Source organism: Enterococcus sp. M190262 (genome assembly GCF_005843965.1).
GTDB lineage: Bacteria > Bacillota > Bacilli > Lactobacillales > Enterococcaceae > Enterococcus_D > Enterococcus_D gallinarum.
Genome location: NZ_CP040461.1, coordinates 280,618 through 304,450 on the forward strand (window position 1 = coordinate 280,618; position 23,833 = coordinate 304,450).

The window sequence follows — 23,833 nt, forward strand, 5'->3', positions numbered from 1 at the left end:
CCTCTCCTTTGATCTTATCTTAAAAAAAATGTTGTAAAGATAGTATCAAGGTTCGCTGGATTTCTTTATATCTTCTTTATACGATGAGCTGTAACACAATCTGTCTGTTTACAGCGAATTAGCGGATTTATCTTCTTGCCCACCCTGTTATATTTGGTTATACTTGTCTCACTTAATCTAGAAAGGAGCAATCAATAATGCAGTTTACGATCTCGGGTCTGGTCTTAATCCCGTTATTTCTTGTTACTTGCTATTTGATTCTGCGTTACAATGCTGCTCAGCTTTCACTTTTTCAAAAAATAACGGTTGGAGCCTTTGTTTTCTATAGTTTTGCTGTCCTTTACTTGACTTTTTTCCCTTTTCAAATCCAAACAGGGGTCTATGCCAATCAATCCGATTGGCTTAGTCGCATCAACTTCTCCTTAGCAGCAGATCTTTCGATGCTCCCTAATCTCATTATGTTGACCCCATTAGCTGTTTTTTATTATCTGATGGTAAAAAAAACTTCTGCCTTACGAGCTGTTCTGCTAGGTTTTTTAGTCAGCTTTAGTATCGAAGTACTGCAGTTTTTAAGCAATTATTTCCTAGGCAGCTGGCGAGGGGCAGATGTCGTAGATTTGATTGCAAATACCGTTGGGGCATTACTTGGTTATTTACTCAGTCGCTTTCTTTTCACTGTGCTGCCTGAGCGATCCCTTCTTAGAAAATTTATGCTTCATTCCCCTAGTGAGTCGTAAATCAACTATCGGAGCAAGCAAAAAAGAGCCCGTCAAAAGGCTCTTTTTCGTATCTGTCTATTCGAAAAGAAAATCTTGCAGTTTTACTAGATGGGTATTGCTGTTGCCGGAAATCAAGCAGATCACTTTGTTTAGCGATTTGTTGAAACGATCGTGGCACCAAAAGGCATCAATGCTAGACCCGCTAGTTTCAGCGACTGTTTCGCAAAAGGAATCCCAATAATCGTAATCGTTAAGAGAATGGCACTCATCAGATGAGCGATTGCCAAAGGTATTCCTGAAAAAATCAGCCACAGGATATTCAATAGCAAAGAAACCCCTGAACCACTATAGACAACTTCTTTTCCAAAAGGAGCCAATGATAAAGAAGCGAATTTAAAACACTGCAAACCAATCGGGATACCGATGATCGTCACACACCACAGACAACCGGCCAAAAACCACGAAATTGCACCAAGCAATCCACCAAAAATCATCCAAATCAGGTTTCCTAAACAACTCATACTCATCACATTCCTTTCCTTTGAAAAAAGCGGCCATCATAGATGACGACCGCCTTGCATTATCCTTCGTTCGTTTTTGATTACATTCATTTAGCCAACTGCTTATTCGTTAGAATTTCCGCCAAATACACCCGTGATCGAAGACCAAAGTCCACTGAAGAAGTTTTTAACATTTTCCCATAGTCCTTTGGATTTTTCTTCAATTTGTTTGCGGGCTTCTGAAAGATCCAACTCTTTGACAAAATCTTCAAAAATATTTTTGTCTTTCATGTCGCTCATCAATGTTGTCAATTCAGTAACTTGATCCGAAGTCACGATTCCCTCTAAACCATTGTCTTTCAATGCTTTTTCAACAGTTGCTTGAATATCGGATTGGGTCAATTCTGAGCCATCAGCTGTTTGGGCAGCTAGCTCTGTTTTCGCTTGTTCTTGTGCAGCATTCAGAGCTTCATCAGAATAACCTTCTTTGTCTTTGTTTTCTTCTGTAATGGTTGATAAGACATCCATTTCATCTTGCGCAACACTGACACGATCTTGATTGATGATGCCGCCGGATTCTTCAACGATTTTGTAGACTCCTGCCAATGCCCCAGAACCGTCAATCGGTACAGCAGAAGCTACTGTTAGCTTAGCATCTGTGATCCCAGCAGTCAGTGCGGCATTTTGGTATTGTGCGGCAGTGATGCGGGTGATATTTTTAGGTGTCGCAATATCCACCGTGATTCCTTCGCCACTATCAAGGGTCTGCATGCGGACAGAACTATACACCGCCCAATCTTTAGTAAAGCCACCATCAGGGATATATTTCATTAAATCGGAACCTGAAGTCGTATAGATCGGTGTTTCTCCTTTGATCCCCAGTTGATCCAGGGTATAGTTTTCTTGCTCTTTTGTTAATGCATTACCGATGGCTACCGCATTGATCTGCAATTTTTCTTTGCTATCCGTTGTAGAAGTCGCAGTTTTTGAGCTTGCTGTCTCTGAAGCTGCCGAAGACGAGGTTTCGATCGTTTGTGAGATTGCTGAGCTCCCTTCACTTGAAGTTGATTCTTCAGCAAATGCTAATGGTGCGGCAACTAAAACTTGGCTAGAAACCAAGAGAGTGGCTAAAATCATTTGTTTTTTTCTGATATTTTTTTTCATAGTATCCTCCATCTAACTATTTTCCTGTTTCTATTATTGTACTATAAGAGATACGTTTCGACCTACGGCTAGGGTCGGATTTGAAGGAAAATTTATGATCTACTTGTTTAATGAATCGAAAGGAATGTTTTTTTATCAGAAAAAATAGCCGGTTGAAAGGGAATCGTACTATCCATTGAACAATACAGCAGGGTCTAAATTCTAGTCTACGTTATAAAAATTATTTTCTTGTTCACTTCAACTTTTTTCTTTAATTCATATTTACATTCAATATTCAGAAAATACTGGCATTATAGGTAAAAAGAACTAGATAGATTATTATTCGAACTAAACCTTACAAAGTGGCAAAATTTATTTTACTACAGATAAGCAACTGAAAAGAGAATAAATCTAGAACCTTAATATTCAAAAAGACTTTGACATAGGTCTGATACTACTTTATTTCATATTAATCGTAAATCGTACCGTCTTATTTATCCGTATATATCTTTTTTTGTAAATTCACTCTGCTCTTACTTAAATAGATTGTAAATTAATCCAAAACGAATACGAGAGTGGAGCAATAATCAGATTTTCTTTTGACTATTGCTCCACTCTGGTATTTTTTATTACTAATTAATATTTCTCTGAAATATGTTACTCAAAAAATTAGTAATCTAAGGCCTTATAATATCGACGGATATCTAAAGGATGCTTGCGAACATTTTCTAAATGCACACTTAGTCTCATAAATGCTGATCTCATTACAATTGGCGATAGTATCCATCTAAACTTGTCACTTATTCCTACAAGTTCAAAGTCTTTTGTGTCAAAAACTGTCACTTTATTACTTACTCGATGAACAAAATTTTCTACACGATCCATTTGACCACGTGTTTTATCTTCTCCTTTAAGTAAAACAACAGGGATTTCTCTATCTATTACTTCCAATGTGCCGTGGAAAAAATCTGCCGCAGAGATTGGTCTTGTTGGCATCCATTGCATTTCTTCCATTATGCACATACCATAGCATACTGCCCAAGACTCTAAATTTCCTGAGCCAATTAGATAAGTGAGTGGTTCGTTCCAATACTTTTCTGCGTAATTTTCCATTGATTTATCTGCTTTTTTATACACATTGACAATATTGGAAGGCATAGATTTTAATTCATCCATAAACTTCTCATACTCTTCAAATTGTCCAGCTTTGTTCATAAATCTTAATAGTACACTATACCACCAGTAGTATTCAGCTCCAAAAGTATTCGCTAAATAATCTACTTTTTCTGCTAAAGGTGTATTTAACTGCTCTACATATCCTATGACTCTAGCTCCAACTTCATGAGCGATATCAATTGCTTTTTCCACTTCCACTGTATGCCCTGACAATGAAGCTATTACAACAACCGAATCTTTCGTAAAATTAGCATTTCCTTCATAAACAAAGTCTTGTGCGTTTTCCAGATATATTGGCAGCTGGCATCCCAATTGTTTTACTGTATGAACTACTTGATCTGCATACAAATAAGTTCCACCAATTCCTAGCAGGAAAATATTCTTATATCCATTATCGACGATTTCATCAACAATCTTTTCAACTTTCTTTACAAGATCAACCCCATTTTGATGTTCTTGGTAAATTCTTTCTTCATTAAAATTTAACATTGTCTTACTCTCCTTAGTTTAAAATTCCAAATTGGGCACAAATGATCCCAAAAATAGCTGTTCCTATAATCATCCATAAAACGTTTACTTTTTTCTTCAACAAATAATAGTAAAATCCAGTAATTCCTAAACTTAGCATTCCTGGTAAAATTCCATCAAGAATTTCTTGAAATCTAGTGGCCGACTCACCCTCTCCAATAGTCAATGGGGTTTGCACAACAACTAATTCATTTGTCATACCTCCAATCACCATAACTCCTAAAATTGCTGCTGCGAGCATGAACTTACTCATTAAGCCACTTTTCTGAATTTTTTCTAAATAATTAGCTCCGAGTTCATAACCTTTGAATGAGCAGAAATAGCGCAAAATAAAAGCTGGTACATTAAATATGAGTAAAAACAAAATTGGGCCTAGGATATTTCCTTGAGCAGCTAAAGAAGCTCCAATGCCGACTGCTAGTATACGAAGGGTTCCTAACATAATCGAATCTCCAATACCACTTAGAGGTCCCATTAGAGCTGCTTTAACAGCATTAATCGATGATGTATCAAAATCAGGATTTGTAGCATTCATTTCTTCCATAGCTAATGTTACTCCGCCTACAAAAGGTGAGATATGCGAGGTGATATTGAAAAACTCTAGATGCCTTTTTAATGCTTGAGCTAAACCATCTTTATCATCCTTGTAGATTTTTCTTAAACCTGAACTGATCATGGAACAAAAACCCATATGCATTTGTCGCTCATAATGCCAAGAAAATTCCATTGATAAAGAACGCCAAAACATTTTTCTAAGGTCTTTTTTAGTAATTACTCTATTTGTTTCATTAGAAGTCATCATCAATATCCTCACTTCCTTCAGCAAAAGCTACATCTGAATTTTTGCTTGTTGTAAAATTGATTTTCACAAAAATTGTAATTAACCCTATAATAGCTATACCCACTACTGGAATCTGGAAATAAGCGGATAACACAAATCCTAGAAAAAAGAACGGAACTACTTCTTTATTCATAACCATTCTAGCTAACATAGCAAAACCAATAGCTGGAAGCATACCGGTGGCAATAGATAGACCATCTGTAATTACTGAAGGTATAGCATTCACTACAGCCTCCATTTTTGAACTACCTAAAGAAAAACCTAAAAAGGTAATAATAAACAAAACTGTACAAGTAATAAATCCAGTAATCATATGAATCGCAGTCACTTTTGAAGCCTCACCTTTTTCTGCATAGTTATCTGCAACTTTGGCCATAAAAGGACGAACTAAAGTAAAAATAAAGTTATCAACTACTTGTGCCAATAGTGCTATTGGAAATGCCATAGTAAAAGCAATATCTGCACCTTTACCAACTGTTATCGCAAAAGCTGTACCTAATACACCACCTACAATTACATTCGGCGGAATATAAGCACCTACAGAGACCTGCCCCAAAAATGCTAACTCAAGTGTAGCTCCAATTGTTATTCCTAGTTGTAAATCTCCTAAAACTAGCCCAACTAATGGTCCTAATACAATGGGGCGTTGAATCATGTTTGTCCCTGTTGCTAAATCACACTTCCCTATAAAAGCAATACACCCCAATAAAAAAGCTTGTAGCATAAGTTTATTCTCCTTTCTAATTTATATTTTTCAAAATTGATACTGCCCTTATCGCTTTTTCGCCTGGAACCATCCGAATCTCTACATTCACTCCTAATTTGTCTAATTCTTTTATTATTTCTATTTCTGCCATTGTTATATTTACAGACTTAGAAATATTTTGTGTTCCATTTGTTGCCTTGGTTCCACCTAGATTAATTTCTTTTATATTTGGACAATTTTTGGCTAAGTTAAATGCGTCTTTAATTGATTCCACAACAATAAAGAGCTTATATTTATCTGTTACACCACTGTTGATAGCGTTAATAGAATCCTCAATATTCTTAATAACTAACTTTACTCCTTGAGGTTTCGCTAACTTTATGGTGGTTTTTCTGAGGTCATTTGTCGGCACATCATCATTGGCGATCAAGATACAATCTGCCCCTAAACTTTGCGTCCAAGAAAATGCAACTTGTCCATGTAAGAGTCGGTGATCGACTCGTGTCAAAATAATCATGTCGTTCCTCCTAAAATTCTTCTTCTTCGATTTCTTTTGCTACACTCTCATTGCAGAACTGGATCATATCTTTCGAATTAGCCAACGTTTGGTGGATCGTTTCTGAGATGGCACCTCCTCCTTGAAGTTGTGTTGTCAATTCAATCAACAATGGCAAATTCAATCCTGCGATCAAGTAGAAATTCGGTTGTTGGATATAACGTAAAAATTCATTGTTCACACTGCCACCGAAAATATCTGTGATAACGATCATTTCGTGCTGTTTATAGGTTTCCATCAGTGTATCTATAGTTGCTGTTAGATCGAATGCTTCTTGAACATAACAATCAATGGCAATGACTGATTGTTTTTTTCCACAAATAAGTTCTAAAGAATGCAAGATTCCTGATGCAAATTTACCGTGTGATGCTAAAATAATGATTTGCTCCACTGCTTTCACCTCTCTTTGCGCCAAGTTACACTTTATTAAACGCAAAAAGCGTGCCAAAAAAAGTGGCACGCTTTCCTTATCGATTAAAAATCCGCTTCAACCATTGAAGAATCCGTGTTTCCAAATAAAACATCATAAATATAGCAAACTTCAGATTCTGGTATCGCGACACTGTAAACCTTTTCAATGACACTAAACGCCTTTTTGATCTCTTTCAGCTGTTTTTCATGACACTGAAGCAGTGTGTCGCTGGCATGATAATTCTCAATGGCTTCATTTCGAATCAGTCGTTCGATCAAACAACTTGTATGGACAAACAACGCAAGCTTGCGGTCATTAGTGATTCTTTGCTGCCATATACGTTCCAGATTCCCCACAAAGAATTCCATTTGAGAAATCACTTTCTCTGTATCTAGAATCGTCACAGATTGAATCACTCGATCCAGCGAAAAGTTTCTTACTAATTGATTGTTCACATAAGCAATCATCTCTTCATCCAATTCTTCTTTCAGCCAACTTAATAGCACTGCTGTACCTGCGCCAGAAATCAGTTCTTCTAAAGAAATAAAAGGAGCCAGCTCTTGACGAGGTTTGTTGGTTCCTACAACACCAACAATGTCATACGATGTCAAAGCCTGTTTGACATGTTCCCTATTTTCCAACTGATTGAACTCATAAGGGAGAATTCGAATCTGTAAATGATCTGGAATGCTCTTTTCTAATAAATTTGAGATTTGAACCGCAGTTCCAATCCCTGTTGAACACGTTGTGATGACAACTTTCTCTTTTTTCGTTTGCGGAAGAATAATCTCCCATTCATTTTGACTGTAGGTATTTACCCGTTCTGGAATTTCCCTCAGCGAAACATTTTGCTGGATACATTCCCCCACAGCGATGGCTACACTTGTCGTTACATTGTTCATCATGACGATTGGAACCGTCAATTCTGGAATATACTGATAGATTTCTTTCAATGAACCCATGTCGAACAAGACCACTAGTCCATTAGATACATCATTTTTTTGAATATATGCAGTGACCCTTTCTGCAATTTGCTTGGGCGTGACATCTAATGGCATATCGAAAGACTGAAAAACCGATTCATTCAACAAACGATTCGCTACATTCGCAATGCTGCTGGCAGTTGCGTAGCCATGAGCCACGATGATACTTCTCGGAAGCAATGAATCTTTGGTATACCCCATATCGTTGATATAGAGTGTAAAGATAATGCGGTCCATACTGGTTAGCTCGATATCCAATGCTTTTTGTACTAGCCCTAACAGATTTTCGGTGTAGCGATCACTTGTCGAATAATGCTTTTTAACGCTCTTCAGTAGGTTCTCTGTCAATAAAAGTTTGTCTTGATCATCCGGCAGCCACTCCACATTTCGCCGCAGCCATAAATAATAACTGATCGTATAAACCATGCTGCCGTTAAAGCTGATTTGGAAGGAATGTTCAATCTGTTCCATCATTCGCTGGACATGCTCGGTCACAAAAATCATCGTCCGCTGCTTTTGTTCTTGCTTATGATCAAACAATAAATTTTCGAATAGTCTTTCAATCACTTTAGAAATAGGATCAGCTGCAGCTGTAAAATCCTGTCCTGCCTGGACATAATTGAGCAGGATCTGTTCATATGTTTGAATGATCTTTTGTTGTTCTGGCTCACTTTCGGCAGTCAGCTGCTGGATTTGCGTTTGCCCATCGATAAGAATCGATTGCGTCGTCGCTGACTCATTGGGTTCATCTGTCAATTGCAGTAAATGTTCTGGTAAATGATAGACCGTGACTGCTATTTTTTTGGCTTTCCGCTTTAGACTAGCAGTATAGCTTTTGGCAGTAATAATCTTGATCGTACTTTTCAATTCACCGACATTCCCAGAAAAATGACTCGTCGTTAACATTTCGATCACTTGAGGTGAGAGTTCTAACGGCAAACCGATGCGCTTTTGCTCTTCAAAAAATGCTTGCAAGATCAGTTGCTTCCGTTCAGAAATCGTTCGTTCTTCCAAAGCAGGCAATGTCGCTTGGATCGGGATTCGCCGCAAAAAAGTTGTTAGAAAAGTTTGTTTCAAATCTTCTGTCGTTGCAAACACCAACCGACAATCCACCGTGATTGGTCGTCTTGTATCCCCCATTCGATAGATGACACCTTGATCCAGAAAAGTGAATAATTTTTCCTGTCCTTCAGCATTCAACCGATGAACTTCATCGAGAAACAAGACACCGCCATCTGCTGCTTCAAAAGCACCAGCACGATCTTCCTCTGCGCCGGTAAAAGCCCCTTTGACATGTCCAAATAAATTACTAGTCAATAGCTCTTGGTTGTTGGCGTACTGTGCGCAATTGATGGTGATCAAAGGCGCATCGACCTCCAATAATTCATTGGCCACACAATAGTGATGGAACATTTTTACCAGAAAACTCTTCCCCGTCCCACTTTCCCCCGTCAGTAAGAAGGGAAGCCCACCATTTGGATAGAAGGCGGCCATCTTGATCTGTTCAATGACTTCTGCCAGACTGCCTTTGCTGCCGATCACACTGGAAAAGAAATCTTCTTTTTGATCAAAAAAAGGTTTTTCCGCCGCAACAGCAGCCAGACTCTCGTATACGTTTTGTGTTAAGGGGTAGTTTTGGCTCTCAAATGCCTGCTTATGAAAAAAATAAACGGGTCGGGTCGCAATTTTCACTAAACGACCTTCTTCCGTTAGCTGATTCAAATAGTGACTGATCGTGTTTCTCTTGACTGAAAACTTCTCGGCAATATCTTTCGCTGTAAAGACATCGCTTACATTTTCTGCAGAGAAAAAAGCCGTCTGGTTTTGCAAGTAAGCAAGTAATTGTTCTTTCATCGCTGTTCTCCTTGTCCTCTTTCTCCGTTTATCATAGCTTACGATTCTTAAAAAGCCAAGAGGTGACAGAGGAAGTTGCTTGGAATGAATAATTTCGAGGATATTTCCCTCGACTATAGGTCATCTTGAAAAGAGTCCTTAGCATAAAATTTATGATCCAATAAAAATCACTCAAGGCAGTCACATTTTTTTTAGACCGTTCACAGATCTTGCCTTCCGCTAGAGACTCTTTTCATTTTCATAGATACCTCTACTTCTTGCAATCTAAAGTAGATCATCAAAGCTGACGGTTCCGCAACAAGTCCTCCCTTTTTATTCCTTTACAATACTCTCTACTTATTGCATTCTATTCCTTTCTTAAATCGTTACTTCCGTATGATCCCGGCTCAAGGTATATAGGCTGGTTTCGACTTTGAAGTAGTCTTCGACTAATTTTTTCAACTCAGCCATTGCGGCATCAGCCCGCAAATGTTGTTCTTCATTGATTGATTCAATGAACAATACTGCGTTGACGGTCTCTTCTTTTAACATCGTGCGTTGCGCTTCTCGCCAATTTAAACAGCGGCAGATGGCTCCTTGCTCGTCATAGTAAATCAATTCTCCTGCTAGTGCTGGCGCATCCGCCTCGGCGCCTAATGGGAAAAATGACTCCCCACCCTTGGCTAGTCCAAGGTGTAAATCACCTGCGATTGCAGCCAAATCTTCTCCACCTAAAGGCATCCCATACTTCATAGAGACACTATTGTAGAGATCTACTAATGGATTGATTGGAAAAAAAGTTCGATCTTGATTGACACGCTTCAACAATGCTTCTATGGAAGAACGGGCACCTTTTTTTGTTTTAAATTTTTGGAAAGCTTCCCGCCATTCTTGGACAACTGGATTTTCACTGAAGGTTGCATTCGTTAAGAATCGCTTAGCTTCGCGCTTACCGTTTTCCAGCAATTCCGTAAAATAACTTTCTTTTGCAGGATCTATTGAATTGTCGATCCCTTTCACAACGAGACAACTAATTTGTGCATGGGGAAAGATTTCCCAGAATGCTTGATCAATCACTATTTTCTTCATTACTTTCACACTCCAAATGTATTAATAAAAAAGCGGCAAAACAATATTTGCTAGTTCCGCCAATTGATTCCAAAAGTTGATCATTATTTAAACCTGTCCTTTTAAACTAGGGAAGGTTGATCACATTTTTGAAAAAGAAAACGATTTTCTATCCTACAGTGCCGATTTCTCTTGCTCTATCTAATTAGTAGTCTCTTTTTCCACCATTCTTTACAATCGCCCAATCCGATTCAATAGATTCTCTGATCTTTGAAAGTAAATTTGTCACCGTTTCTATTTCTGATGCGGATAGTTGAGTGGTAGCGATTTTGTTTGAGTATTCGTTTTCTCTTAAGATAAACTGCACAACATGCTTTCCTTTTTCAGTTGTGTATAAATGTTTGATTTTTTTATTGAACGGATCGGATTCTTTTAAAATGAATCCATTCTCTTCCAACTTTCGGACAGCTCTTGACAGCGTTGTCCGATCGACTTTAATCACCTCTGCTAATCGTTCAGGGATAATCCCCTCATTCTCAAAAATACGAACCAAATAAATATACTGCCCTTTGTTCAGCTTTAACTCTTTAAATTCAATATTGGCAATGGCATCAAGCATTCGGCTAATCGAACCAATTTCTCGTAAAATGTCATTCATTCTTCTTTCTCCTCTTCTATCATTATCCTACCTTTTTATTGTTGCAAATGCAACATTTTTTCGGAATAGAAAAGAGCGAAACCAATGTTTCACTCTTTTAAAAAATATTTTTATCACTTATACATTCTGTTGCTAGTTGATCACATTTCGCCAACCACATGACTAACAACAAAGATTGTTTCATTTGCTCATTGCTTGGAGGAAGAGAGCTAAACCATTGATCATTCACTAGAACCCGTCAGAGGTATCCTCTATCTAAAGACTAGCTGATTTTTTCCCTCAGTTCGTTTTGTCTGTTTTTCTGACACGTATTCTCTTTTATTCAAAAAAGAACTCTTTAGAATTGCTTCTTTTTCATAATCGAAATACTGATCCTCACAGAGAGTGCAAAAAGTAGCATAGCAATCACTAATGCAATAAGAAAGAGCATTCCCATGCTGACGATGGGCAATGTGTTCAATTGAGCAATCAGATCAACATTAAAGAAGAGCTTTGCCCCTTTTACAATCACAACACCAGCGACTATCAGAAGTCCAACAGCACCAATAATGGCAATTCTGCCCTTTTCGCCGCCAAACTTTAGTTGGAAGGGAATCATAATAGATTGGATGATGATCATAACAGGCAGAATCATTGCTGCAATCTCCCAGATCTCAGTGAGAGAAGTAGTATCTCTAACAACTGTTGCAATCAATCCTAAGAAAGTTGCCAAAAGCCATGAACTAAATCCCAGTAGAAATCCTAGACAATATTTTTCCAGCACATAGCCCACTCGAGTAATAGGTAAAGTGAATAAAAACGCATACCCATTGTCAAATTCATCATAGCTGATAGTGCTTAATGTGAATAAAGAAAGCGCAAAGGTTAAGAAACCTAGTGGGAATGATACATCCTCTGTAAACGAGATCATTCCTATTACAATCAAAAGAATAACCAAAAAGAAATTTTTTTGTGTGGCCATCAATTTAAAATCTTTTACCAACAAACCTGTCATTATTCACGCCCCCTTACCATCATCGTAATCACTTCATCAATTGATCCTTTTTCAATGACTATTTTAGGAAAATTCTCCATATAAAATTGTTTTTGATTCGTTAAACAACTATACCCATAGCTTTCTTCTTTGTATCGGAGAATAAATTGTTTATCCAGTTCTTTGTATTGCTCCGGATCAACTTTCAATAGTGCATAATCACTTAACAAGACATCGGTCTCTTCGTGTAAGATCATTCGTCCATCATGGATCATATAAAGATCATCACAAAGTGTTTCTAAATCACTAGAGATATGGGAACTGATCAAAATCGCACACTCTTCATCTTTTTCCATGAACTCTCTCAACATCAAAAGTAATTCATCTCTGGCAATCACATCCAAGCCAGCTGTCGGCTCATCTAAAAGCAACAATTTAGCGTGATGCGATATAGCTACTAATACTTTTAGTTTTGCTTTCATCCCTGTTGAAAAATCGTTGAGTCTTTTATCCACTGGTAGTTGGAATCGCTGAATTTGTTCGGTAAAAAAGTCTTCGTCAAATTCGCTATACATTGTCCGTAAAATCGGAACAATATCTTTAATCCTTAAATAGCCGCTGAAGCCAGAATCGGATAAAACAACACCTAACTTTTCCTTCTCTTTTGGGGTGAGTTCTTTACTATCCTTGCCTAAAAGTGTGATCTTCCCACTGTCAAAAGGAATTAAACCAAGAGCTGCTTTAAACGTAGTACTTTTACCTGCTCCATTTTGACCAATCAATCCTGTGATAGTACCTTTTTGAACTTCTAATGAACAATCAAGAGAAAAATTATCATACTGCTTTTTTAGATGCTCAATTTTCAACATGTTTCAACCCTCCAATATCAATTCAAACAAACTTTTTATCTCTTCATCACTAATCCCGCAACGTCGCCCTTTTAGAATTGCTTGTTCCAAGTCTTGTTCCAGCTCCTTTTTTTGCTCTTCCAATAAAAGCTCTGTATTGGTAGCAGCTACATAAGTTCCTTTCCCGTGAACCGTTACTGTAAAACCTTCAGATTCTAACGTATCATAGGCTTTTTTGACCGTTAAAGCACTGATCTTTAATTCTTTTGACAGTGTGCGGACAGATGGCAACGGATCATTCTCATTCAGCTCCCCATTTCGAATATGCCCTTTGATTTGATCGACAATCTGCTCATAAATCGGCACCATTAAGGAAGTATTAATAATCAATCTCACATTTTCTTCCCCCTTCTCGTTACAAACAGTATATAACAGTACACAACTGTTATCAAGTGTTATATACTGTTTATTAAAAAATTTTTGAGTTTTTACTGAACATAAAAAAAAAAGCTAGGCAAAAGCCTAGCTGAGAACACGATTTAATCGTGAAAGATAGATAGTTATTTCATGCGTATGATAATTGTCCCACCTATAACACTCACAATCATTATGCCGAGGACAAGCATCCAACTCGCCTTCTCATCATTTGTCTGTGGAAGTTTTTTATCATTCGTTTTATTTGAAGCGTTTAAGGCAGCAGAGTGACTTGATTCTGATTGATTGTTCTGAGTCCCTAACATGGACGAATCAGTTGTGTTTGGTTCTGTCGTACTTGGTTCCGTTACGCTTGGCTCTGTCGTACTTGGCTCTGTCGTACTTGGTTCCGTTGTGCTTGGCTCTGTCGTACTTGGCTCCGTTACGCTTGGTTCTGTGACACTTGGCTCTGTCGTGCTTGGTTCCGTTGTGCTTGGCTCTGTCGTACTTGGCTCCGTTACGCTTGGTTCGGTGACACTTGGCTCTGTCGTGCTTGGTTCCGTTACGCTTGGTTCGGTAACACTTGGCTCTGTCGTACTTGATGTTTCTTTTTTAGTATTGGTAATAATGATGGTACCACCCTCATTGGTTACCGCACTTTCAAAGTCATCTGGAACATTGACTTCTTCGACAGTGTAAAAGAAATCTTCCCCTTGGTTATTGTACTTTGGTAATACTACATTTTGGCCTTCAACTGGGACTTTTGTGCGTATTCCTTGATAGCCCTCGCCTTTAGTCAAGGTTAAACTATCTGACGTTTGCCAACTTTCAGCACTAACGGTGGTTGTTCTTTTGACTTGGTATTCGATCTGATCAGGAATCTCAGCATCTGGAACATTGATCCACTTCTTCATAATTTTCAATTCTACGACAGGTGCCTTGATGGATGGAATAGGAAAATCTAAATATTCACCATCACTTCCTGTTGTTAATGTCGTGCGTCCATTACACAAGACCCATGTTTCTCCTTGAAACTCAGCGGATTCTGTATTTATTCGAACCTGATAAGTTAGGGTAAGTTTTTCATTTTCACCTAACGCGATGTTGCTGATAGAGATGGTTTGATTAGCTTCAGTTACTTGAACTGCTGCAACAATTTCAGGAGCTTGGATCCATGCTCCTTGATCATTTTTGCGCCACCCGACCAATTGATAATGGCTATTATCAAACGTACCGGCTCCTTGTAAAAGGATTCCTTCCCCCATAGGGTCTGTGATCGTTCCATTGGGAATCGTTTTATCAATGTGGTTCGCAATTTCTTTCAATGCTGAACCAAGACCGCTAAGGTTTTCGTCCGTCGTCAAATAATTAGCCGGTGCAGTAGCAAGATTACGGGCAATGTATTCACCCCTTGCCGAAGGTGCCGTTGCCACTGAATAAACCGCAAAGTTCGATTCCTTGATGTCAACGATCGTTCCCAATGTTTCATCAGTCACCACTTGACTGCTGACTGGAACTGCTAAACTATCTGTTGAAGTCTTACTTGTTGTATGGTATTGAGGATTAGCTGTTTGGAAAGCTTTGGTATAGCTGCTAGTATGATAGCCATTATAATCATCGATCTTTCCTGTATTGGGATACACAGTTGCATTTTCAGCAGGTAAATAGCTGCGATTGGCACTATCATCGCCAATATGGATAAACATCTTTTCAGCTTCAGGTCGACTTTGTTCAAGGAGCAGACGTTGTCCCTCCATCAAGCCTTTTTGCATAAATGTTCCTGAGTGTGATTCCGCCGTATGCTGTAAAAAATTTTGCAGATAATCGATGTCTGTGGAGAAGCCATTCGTAGAATAAGTTGTTCGGTTATAGGCAACAATTCCGATACGAATAGAGCCGTTTGACAGGGAATCTCCTAATTCCTCACCAAATTGTTGCAGCCCTTTTAAGGCGTTGGTTAATTTCTCTCCTTTCATAGAGGAGGAGTAATCAATCACAAGGACAAGATCAACTGGATTATCTACTTGATTCCCTTTCACATCTAAAGTAACGTCAAAGAGACCTTGCTGCCCGGCTACCTCTTTGACACTCTTCTTTACATAAGCTTCATCATGATAGTTCACATAGTTTTCACTATCAAAATCGACACCTGGTGCATTGCCGTAGTCATAATTATAGGTATCCCCTTGTTCGACACCATCAGTAATATATTGTCCAGATTGGTTGGCTTGATAATCAAAATCATAAGTAGCAGCACTTGCCTGTATACCAATAAAAATGACCATTGATCCAATAATCATTAGTAAAAAAGCAATTGTTTTACCTGATCTTTTTTTGTTAACTTGCATTTCTTACACTCCTTTATTTCATGTCCACTCATTTAATGGGAGAATCATCGTTTAACTGTGAACGAAATTTGCCAATCCAAATTGTAGTTTGTTTCGGCTAATAAAAGAGGCAAAAAAATGCAAATTTCAAACACAAAAAAATATCCTTTTTTGTGCTATGATAAAAGAAAATTGATACAAAAAATTACTAGATCGGAGGCAAATCGATGGAACGATTCCATACATTTTTTGGGAGTGGCCTCAAAAAAGACGTTGAGTTACTGCGCTTTTTGTATTTGCAAAAACGCTTTGTCCCTATAGAAGAAATCAGTCAAACATTAGGTCTCGATCGTCGTTCTGTTCAAAAGAGCTTTGACTCATTGACCAAACAGCTGGCAAACAATCAAGCAGAAAAAAACGAGATTCTAATTGCCAAACACGGATCCGGGTATAAATTCAGCGGCACCAAAACAGACTATAAACGATTGACGAGTCAGCTTTTAGCATCCAATCCTTTTTTTCAACTACTTAAAACCCTGCTGCTGCAAAATGAAATCAATTTGATCCAATTTGCTGCTAACAATTTTTTCTCTGAATCGACTGTTCGTAAAAGAATTTATGAATTAGAAAACGCATTGACTCCTATTGGCTTTTCTTTGCGAAAACAAAAAGGCATGGTTCGATTAATTGGCGACGAAGCACGTATCAGATATTTTATGGTCGCCTTCTTTTGGCGGACATTCTCTGGGTTGCATTGGCCGTTCAAGGGACTCTCACAAAAAAAATGTGAAACGATCGCTCAAGACTTCTATCAAAATAACCAGATTCCTTTCAATAAAATCGAATTAAGAATGACGACGTATATTCTAGCCGTCACTATTTTACGTTTTCGCAAAGGGCAGTCGATCCCAACGGATTCATTGGAGATGGCACCTTTTCTCGCAGATGAAGACTTGCAATTGTTTCAACAACTGACTGATCAGAATACGCCCATATTCAATCACTTAGCAGAAGAATTATCCGAACACTTCTTTCTACCAGAAAACGAACGCCGTTTTTGTTTTCTTTGGCTGCAATCCAATCTTGACCGTACATTTAAGGAATCTCAGCTAGAGACTTATTTTTCGTCGAATGAGGCGGAGAAGCCCCCTACTGCCATTCAAGAAGTGATTGCTTCAATGGCCTCACATCATGAGAGAAAAACATTCCCATCCTCTCAGAAAAATCTGATGTTGAACACCATTTTAAATGGCATTCTCTCCATTGCGCTTTTTGGAAAAACCGATCATACGTTGGCAGGCTATGACACCGTCCAATTTCTCGCAGAACATTTCCCAGAATTGCGGATGCAGTCAGAAAAACTTTTAGAACAGACAAGCTTGTATCATGATGAACCACTCAATCGCAAAGGACTTGCATTGCATGTCGCAACGGCTTGGACGCAAGTGATATCACCCGCTGCGTTTCAGAAACAAATCAGAATCAAACTCGAAACGGATTTACCTTTAGCCGTTTCACTGACAATAAAAAAACTGATCAAAATGCCTTTCCAAGGCTTTTATAATATTGATATTCGCGAACACTTTGACCAAGAGGCATATGATCTTTGCTTAAGTACCACACCGTTGACTGAAACTTTTGAAAAAGTCCCTGTATTACTGATCAATGCCCAGGTCACACTACCTGATTTGTTGGCGATCCATCAAGCCCTCGAGGAGCTGACCCAGCAAAATCGTCCGCACCATTGAAACTTAAGCATGCAGTTAGTCATTGAGAAAAATAGGATATCCTGCTCCCCCCCTTCTTGCTACCGCATTCGTTAGTTCCAGTTGGTGATTGTTACAGGAAGACGATAAGCTCTTATCTGATGCTGACAAACAATCGTATAAGCAATCTGTCACTATTCCAAATTGGCTGACAGATTGTTTTTTTACTATTATTCGGATGGTCTTGATAGATAATATACAGTCAAAGTATTTATTTCACTACAATTTCTTTTCAAGCAGTGCTTCTCTGAATAGCTTCACACCTTCGAAAAATCGGCTCTCAACCTGCTTTCATTCTCATAAATACTTTTCTGATTAATCTTTTGAAGAATCAACCGATTCTTATTATTAGTGACACTTAGCAGCAAAGAAAGAATAAGGAGGTTGATACTAAGAAATGTTTCTATAATTGAAAGTTGATTGTTGAGTTAGTTGGTTTGGCCATTTGTTGACTGCTTCAATGTTTTGGATAGAGCCAGTCAATGAAAAGGCAAAATGATAACGCACATTTTTTGCCTGAATCAACAGATGATTGCCACTCCTCCCAACTATTCAAACCTGATGAAATTCAGTAACGCGCTACCCTCGTTTTTATTATTTCTATATGTAAGGAGAACAGATGAGTGTCCAGAATCGATGATTATTTAAAACAACAAATGCAGCAATCCACAAAGCAAACCGTGGAAAAAGATATTTTTTTAGGCCACTCCCCTAACGAAATCATCTACTTCATCACAATCCATGAATTATTAAGATCCCCTGATCAGTTATGTCATAAACTAAAAGACCAAATTTCGGAGAGGGACGCAAAGGTCGTGATCAATGGAAATATCTACGATCATGCCCTTATCAAAGTGCTAAAAGCGGTCATCGAACTGAAGGCGGATTATTCAGTCATCGTCCGCGATGGCTTTAGAGAATATAACAAAAATCTTCGCAGTAGTGAACAAGTTGGTTTGCTCGTTGTCAAGTCAGCTAAATAAAAAACTGCTGCCTCTCAAAAACAGAGGTAGCAGTTTTTTCGTCTTTCCATCAAACGATAACTACGATTGATTGCTCGTTGCTTCATTTATTATTTCAAAGATTGCTTTCTTTCCGATTATGTTGACGATAAAAGCTGAAAAAAATGATTGCATATAACACCGCTGTAAAACCAGTGACGGCAATCGAATTTGTGATCAAAATCCCCAGAAACAGCAAGACGAGAGAAACAATCGCCAAACTTAAATAACCTTTACGAAAAAGATTCTTTTGCTTAATGGCTAAGACAAAAGCGGCCAGACTGATCAATAGCCAGATCAAAAGAACAGTGTAGGAAAGAGATCCAGCTAAATAGCCAAACAATTTGTCTCCTAAAAAATAGGAAAGCACAACACCTAAGTATAACGTTCCACTACAAAACATGATTGCTCGTTGCGGGACACTATTTTTATTTAAAGCAATAAATTTATGCTTAGCATTGCCATTGTTGCTCAGTCGGAAATACAGGATTCGCGAAGACGCATAGATTCCTGAATTGATCGAAGAAAATAAAGCCAGAATGATTACCAAATTCACGATGTCCGACGCGAAAGGCAAATGGATCTTTTGAAAGACCATCACGAATGGACTCACATTCGGATCCGCTAACTGATTCCACGGGTAGATGATCAGTAATAGAAACAGCGGAATAATATAAAAAGCTGTGATACGTGTCATGACCCCTCTGATCGCTTTAGGAATCGCTTTTTTTGGATTTTCTGCTTCACTGATCGTGATTGCCACCAATTCTGAGCCACCATAGGAATAAATAACTACTAGCAATGAGTTGATAAATCCTTGAATCCCATGAGGGGCAAAACCACCATGGTCAGTGATTTGACTAAAGGTCGGCAAGAAGCCAATGTCAAGTAGTTGTGTGCCGACTAAATAGATGCCAATAATGATCAACGCAATCACTACACTGATTTTTGCCCAAGAGAGCCAGTATTCTGTTTCTGCAAACAAACGTACAGAGAAAAGATTAATGGCTGTTGTTAAAAGGGCCAAAATCAAAACAAAGACCCACGCCGGAATATTGGGAAACCAAAGCTGCAAAAAGCTGGCAGCTGCTACCGCTTCGGCAATGATATTGATCATCCACATCGACCAGTAAAGCCAATCGATAAAATCAGCCGTATGCACCCCCAGATAAGGTTGGACCAACCCAGAAAGACCATGTTGCTTTTGATCTTCTAGAACCAGCTTTCCAAGTCCTGTCATCACCATAAATAAAATAAGACCACAAAAAATAAAGGCGAGTAATACCGAAGGACCGGCCAAGTCGATCGCTTCTCCGCTTCCTTTGAAGAGGCCAGCACCAATTGCTCCGCCAAGAGCCAACATAGTAATGTGGCGAGTTTTCATTTGTCTTTTTAATTGATTTTCTTCGTTCATAAGATCCTCCTTGTTTCTCCGATAGGCATAAATGAAATCAATCAAAAAAATCATCATTTCTTATAACTGGTTTCAAAAAAATAACGGAGCTAAGCTCCTTGCCCAGATCATACACAGTTAAATAACCTATTGCAACTAAAAATTGAAAAAATAATCTATTTTTTCTGAAAATTCTACCATATTTTAATCTTTTTCAGTTCCTTCAAAGAAACGTTCTTATTCTATCAAAAGGGTGACAATCCGTTAACAAACAAAACACGTTTTTCCACTTCAATAAAAGCAGAAAAACGTGTTTCAACGGCTAGAAAGTAGCTGGCTTTTTGGCCAAATTAGCCAAAGCAGCTTTACAGCGTTTCAATCAAATCCAGTGGATGCTCAATGAAAAAGTCCGGCCTAGCGGCTAATAAGGCTTCTTTCGTATGGCTTCCCCAAGCAACAGCAACAGTGCCTACACCGGCTGCCTGCCCCATCTCGATATCAAAGGTCGCATCACCAATCATCCTCACCTCATCTTTTTGCAACCCATGATTTTTCAAAATTATGGTTATCCCTTCAGGATGCGGCTTATAATGCGTCACTTTATCCGATCCGATCGTCTCTGTAAAAAAAGCAGCAATGCCTAATCCCTTCAGATTTCGATTCAATATATCGGTTTTCTTACTGGAAACCACAAAACATTTGATGCCTTGCTCTTTAAGAATTGCCAGTAATTCAGGGATGCCATCGAACACCTTAAGCGACTTTTCTTCAAAAAATTGATAATGGCTTCGAAAAATAGTGAGAAGTTCCATTAATTTCTCTTCGGATAACTGCCTGTTCGCCATCTCTAGAAATGATTTTTCAATAGGAATCCCCATGTAGTATTCGATCGTTTTTTCATCAGGAATCATTAGACCTATGTCACTAAATGCTTTTTGCGTCGCCAATATCCCACATTCTCTAGAGTCACCTAGTGTCCCATCAAAGTCAAAAATCAATCCCTTAGTTCTCATTCCATCCTCCCCCTTCATGATCAAAAAGTTTTATTCATCGTATCCTATTCTTTAATAGAAAACAATCATTGATTTTTTCCTCGTCAGAAGCTATTGATCACCACAAGCAGATCCTAGCGCTACGTATCGCTCATATCTTTTAAAAAAAAGAGGAAATGGACTCTTTTTTCAAAAAAACAAAAATAACTGTTGACCTTAGAACGACTCTAACCTTTATGCTAAGGGTGTAAAGAATATGGAGGGAAAAAAATGAAACATTGGCATAATTTAGAAATCGACGCAGTACAATCAGAAACCAGTACCGAACTTATCACTTCGGAAACGCGTACAAGTTATCAGGAAAAGTATGGAAAAAACTTACTTACTGAATCAGAAAAAACACCAGAATGGAAAAAATTCTTTTCTTATTTCCATGATGCTCTGATGTATGTCTTGATCGGTGCTGCTGTTTTGAAATTTATTACAGGTAGTTTTGTTGAAGGAGCAATCGTTTTATTAGTCGTTATCCTCAATGCCATGATTGGTTATTATCAAGAACGAAAAGCTGACGAATCGCTATCAAGCATCACAAAGCTTCTCAGTTCAAAAGCAACTATCGAATCGATAGAGGGAAGACTGTCTATTGATGCAGAAGAGCTAGTTCCTGGCGACCGTGTCTATTTGGCACCAGGTGATATTATCCCTGCTGATCTGCGAATCGAATCAGTCAATGAATTGAAGATCGATGAGTCGATTTTGACAGGGGAGCCTGATGCAGTCGTGAAGACCGTCACTCGCTTAGATGAGCAGACAGCTTTAGCCGATCGAACCAATATGGCTTACTCTGGAACGCAAGTCCAATCAGGTACAGGGAAAGGCATCGTCGTCGCAATTGGTTCCGAGACTGAGATTGGCAAAATCAACCAATCTCTTTCATCGATCGAAGTCAAAGAAACGCCTTTATTGAAAAAGGTCAATGAAATGAATCATTCAATCTTTAAAGGTATTGGACTATTCATTCTTTTACTTGGACTGATCAGTTATTTCGTTTACGGGATGAGCATGATGTATATCGTCTCTGTGATCATTGCGCTGATCGTTTCCTCTATCCCAGAAGGATTGCCATCAATCTTGACGATTATTCTATCTTCTGGGGTAAAAAATATGTCTCAGCAAAATGCGATCGTGAAAGGATTGCCTACGGTAGAAACCCTTGGATCAATGACAGTGATTTGTTCGGATAAGACTGGTACTTTAACAAAAAACGACATGACGTTAACTACTTTGTTTACAAACAATCAGGTAACTGATGTGTTGAAGACAAACCAGGAAGATTACCCGGAGAATGAACTGCTCGCAGAGATCATGCAAAATTGTCAAGAAACGCAAAGCTTTGAGGATGTTCATTGTCCAGTTACAGGAAATGCCACAGAGTTAGCCTTGTTAAAGTGGACGAATCGGATCGGTGCCCAACGAATAGAAAGTGTAGAGACGTTGCCCTTTGATTCAAAATACAAATATATGGCTACAAGTCATAGAATAAATGGCAAGAAACGTATTTTTGTCAAAGGCGCACCGGATGTCATTATGACCAAAGTTTCCGCAGCTCATATCGATGGAACTATGCAAAAATTTGATCGCCTGCAGTGGGAACAAGTCAACTCATCTTTTGCTTCTGAAGGTCAGCGAGTGATCGCTTTTGCCTACAAAGATGTAGCAAACGATACCCTATTAACCCATGACGAAATAAATGATCTAGTTATGACCGGATTAGCAGGTATTATTGATCCGCCGAAAGAATCCGCGATCGAGGCTGTCGCAGACTGTAAAAAAGCGGGTGTCAGAGTAGTAATGATTACCGGAGACCACCCTACAACAGCCAAAGCGATCGCCCAGCAACTAGGAATCAATCATGCTGATCGGGCAATTACTGGTACTGAATTGGATCGTTTGTCAGCAGAAGAATGGCAAACCGTTGTGAAAAACACCAATATTTTTGCCCGGACTACACCAGAACACAAACTTCAAATCGTGACTTTCCTGCAAGAACAAGGTGAGATCGTAGGAATGACGGGCGATGGCGTAAATGATGCACCCGCACTTAGAAAAGCCGATGTCGGCATTGCTATGGGGATCAAAGGGAGCGACGTAAGCAAACAAGCGGCAGACATGATTCTGATCGATGATAATTTTGCGACGATTGCCAAAGCTATTAGAGAAGGTCGCAGAATTTTTGACAATCTAAAAAAGACGATCCTCTTCTATTTACCAACTTGTTTGGCGCAAGGTCTATTGCTGATCGTCTCCATGCTGGGAAACATGCCTTTGCCATTGACCACTGTTCAAATTCTCTGGCTTAATCTTGTCGCATCCATCACACTTTCTTATGCGCTAGGCTTTGAACCCGCGCACAAAATGATCATGAACCGTGCACCTCGAGACATGAATGAGAAAATCATTTCCAAATATACGTTGTTTCGAATCCTATACGTGGGTATCCTATTGACCTTTTTTGGCTTCCTTACCATGAATTTATTTAGTGATGAAGCGACAAGACAGACCGTCCTCATCAATGCGATCGTTTTTGGTCAAGCATTTTACATGCTCAATTGTCGTGAGATCACTAGCTTTGCCTTCAGTAATAAAATCAAGCAAAATAAAGCCCTGATCTATTCGTTGTCAGTGATGGCTCTATTACAATTAGCGATGGTTTATTTCCCGCCGCTGCAGAGAATCGTCCAAACAACTTCATTAAGCTTGAACAATATGCTGATAAGCATTCTTCCTGCTTTACTACTATTTCTATTAGTAGAGTCGGAAAAGCACATTACACGTGTGATTCTGAATGAAAGTTTTTCTGAACAGTTCAATTCATTCGAATAATAAGCAATAGCAAACTTTCCTCAGATAAATGCGCCTTTTACTAGTCTTGATACTATTGAACGTATCACTAGTTCAATAGTATTTAGACATTTAGGGAAGAAACGACGATTACG

Annotated in this window: 20 protein-coding genes; 4 read left to right on the forward strand and 16 right to left on the reverse strand. The window is 38.7% G+C overall.

The window, feature by feature from the left end:
- The first annotated feature begins 197 nt into the window (after positions 1–197).
- Positions 198–737: a VanZ family protein gene (locus tag FE005_RS01275; RefSeq protein WP_230320943.1), complete on the forward strand. Its 540-nt coding sequence runs from the start codon at positions 198–200 to the stop codon at positions 735–737.
- 131 nt (positions 738–868) lie between these two features.
- Here FE005_RS01275 and FE005_RS01280 read toward each other — a convergent pair whose 3' ends face one another.
- The 14 genes from FE005_RS01280 to FE005_RS01345 all read right to left on the reverse strand — a co-directional run bounded on the left by FE005_RS01280 (position 869) and on the right by FE005_RS01345 (position 15,706).
- Positions 869–1,240, reverse strand: a complete 372-nt coding sequence (locus FE005_RS01280; RefSeq protein ID WP_003125563.1) for a YccF domain-containing protein — start codon at positions 1,238–1,240, stop codon at positions 869–871.
- Positions 1,241–1,342: 102 nt separating this feature from the next.
- Entirely contained in the window at positions 1,343–2,383 is a 1,041-nt protein-coding gene (locus tag FE005_RS01285; protein ID WP_138371161.1) for a DUF1002 domain-containing protein, read from the reverse strand.
- A 648-nt stretch (positions 2,384–3,031) separates the two neighbouring features.
- Positions 3,032–4,027: an SIS domain-containing protein gene (locus FE005_RS01290; protein ID WP_003125560.1), complete on the reverse strand. Its 996-nt coding sequence runs from the start codon at positions 4,025–4,027 to the stop codon at positions 3,032–3,034.
- 13 nt (positions 4,028–4,040) lie between these two features.
- On the reverse strand, positions 4,041–4,868 hold the full coding sequence (locus FE005_RS01295) for a PTS system mannose/fructose/sorbose family transporter subunit IID (RefSeq protein ID WP_138371162.1): 828 nt from the start codon (positions 4,866–4,868) through the stop codon (positions 4,041–4,043).
- Positions 4,855–5,631, reverse strand: coding sequence for a PTS sugar transporter subunit IIC (locus tag FE005_RS01300; RefSeq protein WP_138371163.1), 777 nt, complete (start codon positions 5,629–5,631; stop codon positions 4,855–4,857). The genes FE005_RS01295 and FE005_RS01300 overlap by 14 nt, the downstream gene beginning before the upstream one ends.
- Before the next feature lie 16 nt (positions 5,632–5,647).
- On the reverse strand, positions 5,648–6,130 hold the full coding sequence (locus tag FE005_RS01305) for a PTS sugar transporter subunit IIB (RefSeq protein ID WP_003125555.1): 483 nt from the start codon (positions 6,128–6,130) through the stop codon (positions 5,648–5,650).
- Between the two features lie 10 nt (positions 6,131–6,140).
- Complete coding sequence (locus FE005_RS01310; protein WP_005470492.1) at positions 6,141–6,560, reverse strand: PTS sugar transporter subunit IIA; 420 nt, start codon at positions 6,558–6,560, stop codon at positions 6,141–6,143.
- An 83-nt stretch (positions 6,561–6,643) separates the two neighbouring features.
- Positions 6,644–9,418 (reverse strand): sigma 54-interacting transcriptional regulator, encoded by a 2,775-nt coding sequence (locus FE005_RS01315; protein WP_138371164.1) that lies wholly within the window; start codon positions 9,416–9,418, stop codon positions 6,644–6,646.
- Between the two features lie 357 nt (positions 9,419–9,775).
- Positions 9,776–10,486, reverse strand: coding sequence for a B3/4 domain-containing protein (locus tag FE005_RS01320; RefSeq protein ID WP_138371165.1), 711 nt, complete (start codon positions 10,484–10,486; stop codon positions 9,776–9,778).
- A gap of 184 nt (positions 10,487–10,670) precedes the next feature.
- Positions 10,671–11,123, reverse strand: a complete 453-nt coding sequence (locus FE005_RS01325; RefSeq protein WP_138371166.1) for a MarR family winged helix-turn-helix transcriptional regulator — start codon at positions 11,121–11,123, stop codon at positions 10,671–10,673.
- 337 nt (positions 11,124–11,460) lie between these two features.
- Positions 11,461–12,117, reverse strand: a complete 657-nt coding sequence (locus FE005_RS01330) for an ABC-2 transporter permease (RefSeq protein WP_138371167.1) — start codon at positions 12,115–12,117, stop codon at positions 11,461–11,463.
- Positions 12,117–12,965, reverse strand: coding sequence for an ABC transporter ATP-binding protein (locus tag FE005_RS01335; protein WP_138371168.1), 849 nt, complete (start codon positions 12,963–12,965; stop codon positions 12,117–12,119). Before FE005_RS01335 ends, FE005_RS01330 begins: the two co-directional genes overlap by 1 nt.
- 3 nt (positions 12,966–12,968) lie before the next feature.
- The gene (locus tag FE005_RS01340) at positions 12,969–13,340 is read right to left on the reverse strand and encodes a GntR family transcriptional regulator (protein ID WP_003125548.1); all 372 of its coding nucleotides are present in this window, start codon (positions 13,338–13,340) and stop codon (positions 12,969–12,971) included.
- 164 nt (positions 13,341–13,504) lie between these two features.
- The gene (locus FE005_RS01345; RefSeq protein ID WP_138371169.1) at positions 13,505–15,706 is read right to left on the reverse strand and encodes a VWA domain-containing protein; all 2,202 of its coding nucleotides are present in this window, start codon (positions 15,704–15,706) and stop codon (positions 13,505–13,507) included.
- A gap of 206 nt (positions 15,707–15,912) precedes the next feature.
- Here FE005_RS01345 and FE005_RS01350 point away from each other — a divergent pair, with 206 nt between their 5' ends.
- Both FE005_RS01350 and FE005_RS01355 read left to right on the forward strand, forming a co-directional pair.
- On the forward strand, positions 15,913–17,433 hold the full coding sequence (locus FE005_RS01350) for a helix-turn-helix domain-containing protein (protein ID WP_138371170.1): 1,521 nt from the start codon (positions 15,913–15,915) through the stop codon (positions 17,431–17,433).
- A gap of 641 nt (positions 17,434–18,074) precedes the next feature.
- Entirely contained in the window at positions 18,075–18,434 is a 360-nt protein-coding gene (locus FE005_RS01355) for a hypothetical protein (RefSeq protein ID WP_081131963.1), read from the forward strand.
- Positions 18,435–18,528: 94 nt separating this feature from the next.
- Here the strand turns inward: FE005_RS01355 and FE005_RS01360 are convergent, their stop codons facing one another.
- Together FE005_RS01360 and FE005_RS01365 are read right to left on the reverse strand one after the other, a co-directional pair.
- Positions 18,529–19,866: an amino acid permease gene (locus FE005_RS01360; RefSeq protein ID WP_103300204.1), complete on the reverse strand. Its 1,338-nt coding sequence runs from the start codon at positions 19,864–19,866 to the stop codon at positions 18,529–18,531.
- A gap of 344 nt (positions 19,867–20,210) precedes the next feature.
- Positions 20,211–20,858 carry an HAD family hydrolase gene (locus FE005_RS01365; protein WP_175413528.1) on the reverse strand — a complete coding sequence of 216 codons (648 nt, stop codon included), beginning with the start codon at positions 20,856–20,858 and terminating at the stop codon, positions 20,211–20,213.
- A 249-nt stretch (positions 20,859–21,107) separates the two neighbouring features.
- Between FE005_RS01365 and FE005_RS01370 the strand changes: the two genes are divergently transcribed.
- Entirely contained in the window at positions 21,108–23,720 is a 2,613-nt protein-coding gene (locus tag FE005_RS01370) for an HAD-IC family P-type ATPase (RefSeq protein WP_138371172.1), read from the forward strand.
- Positions 23,721–23,833 lie beyond the last annotated feature (113 nt).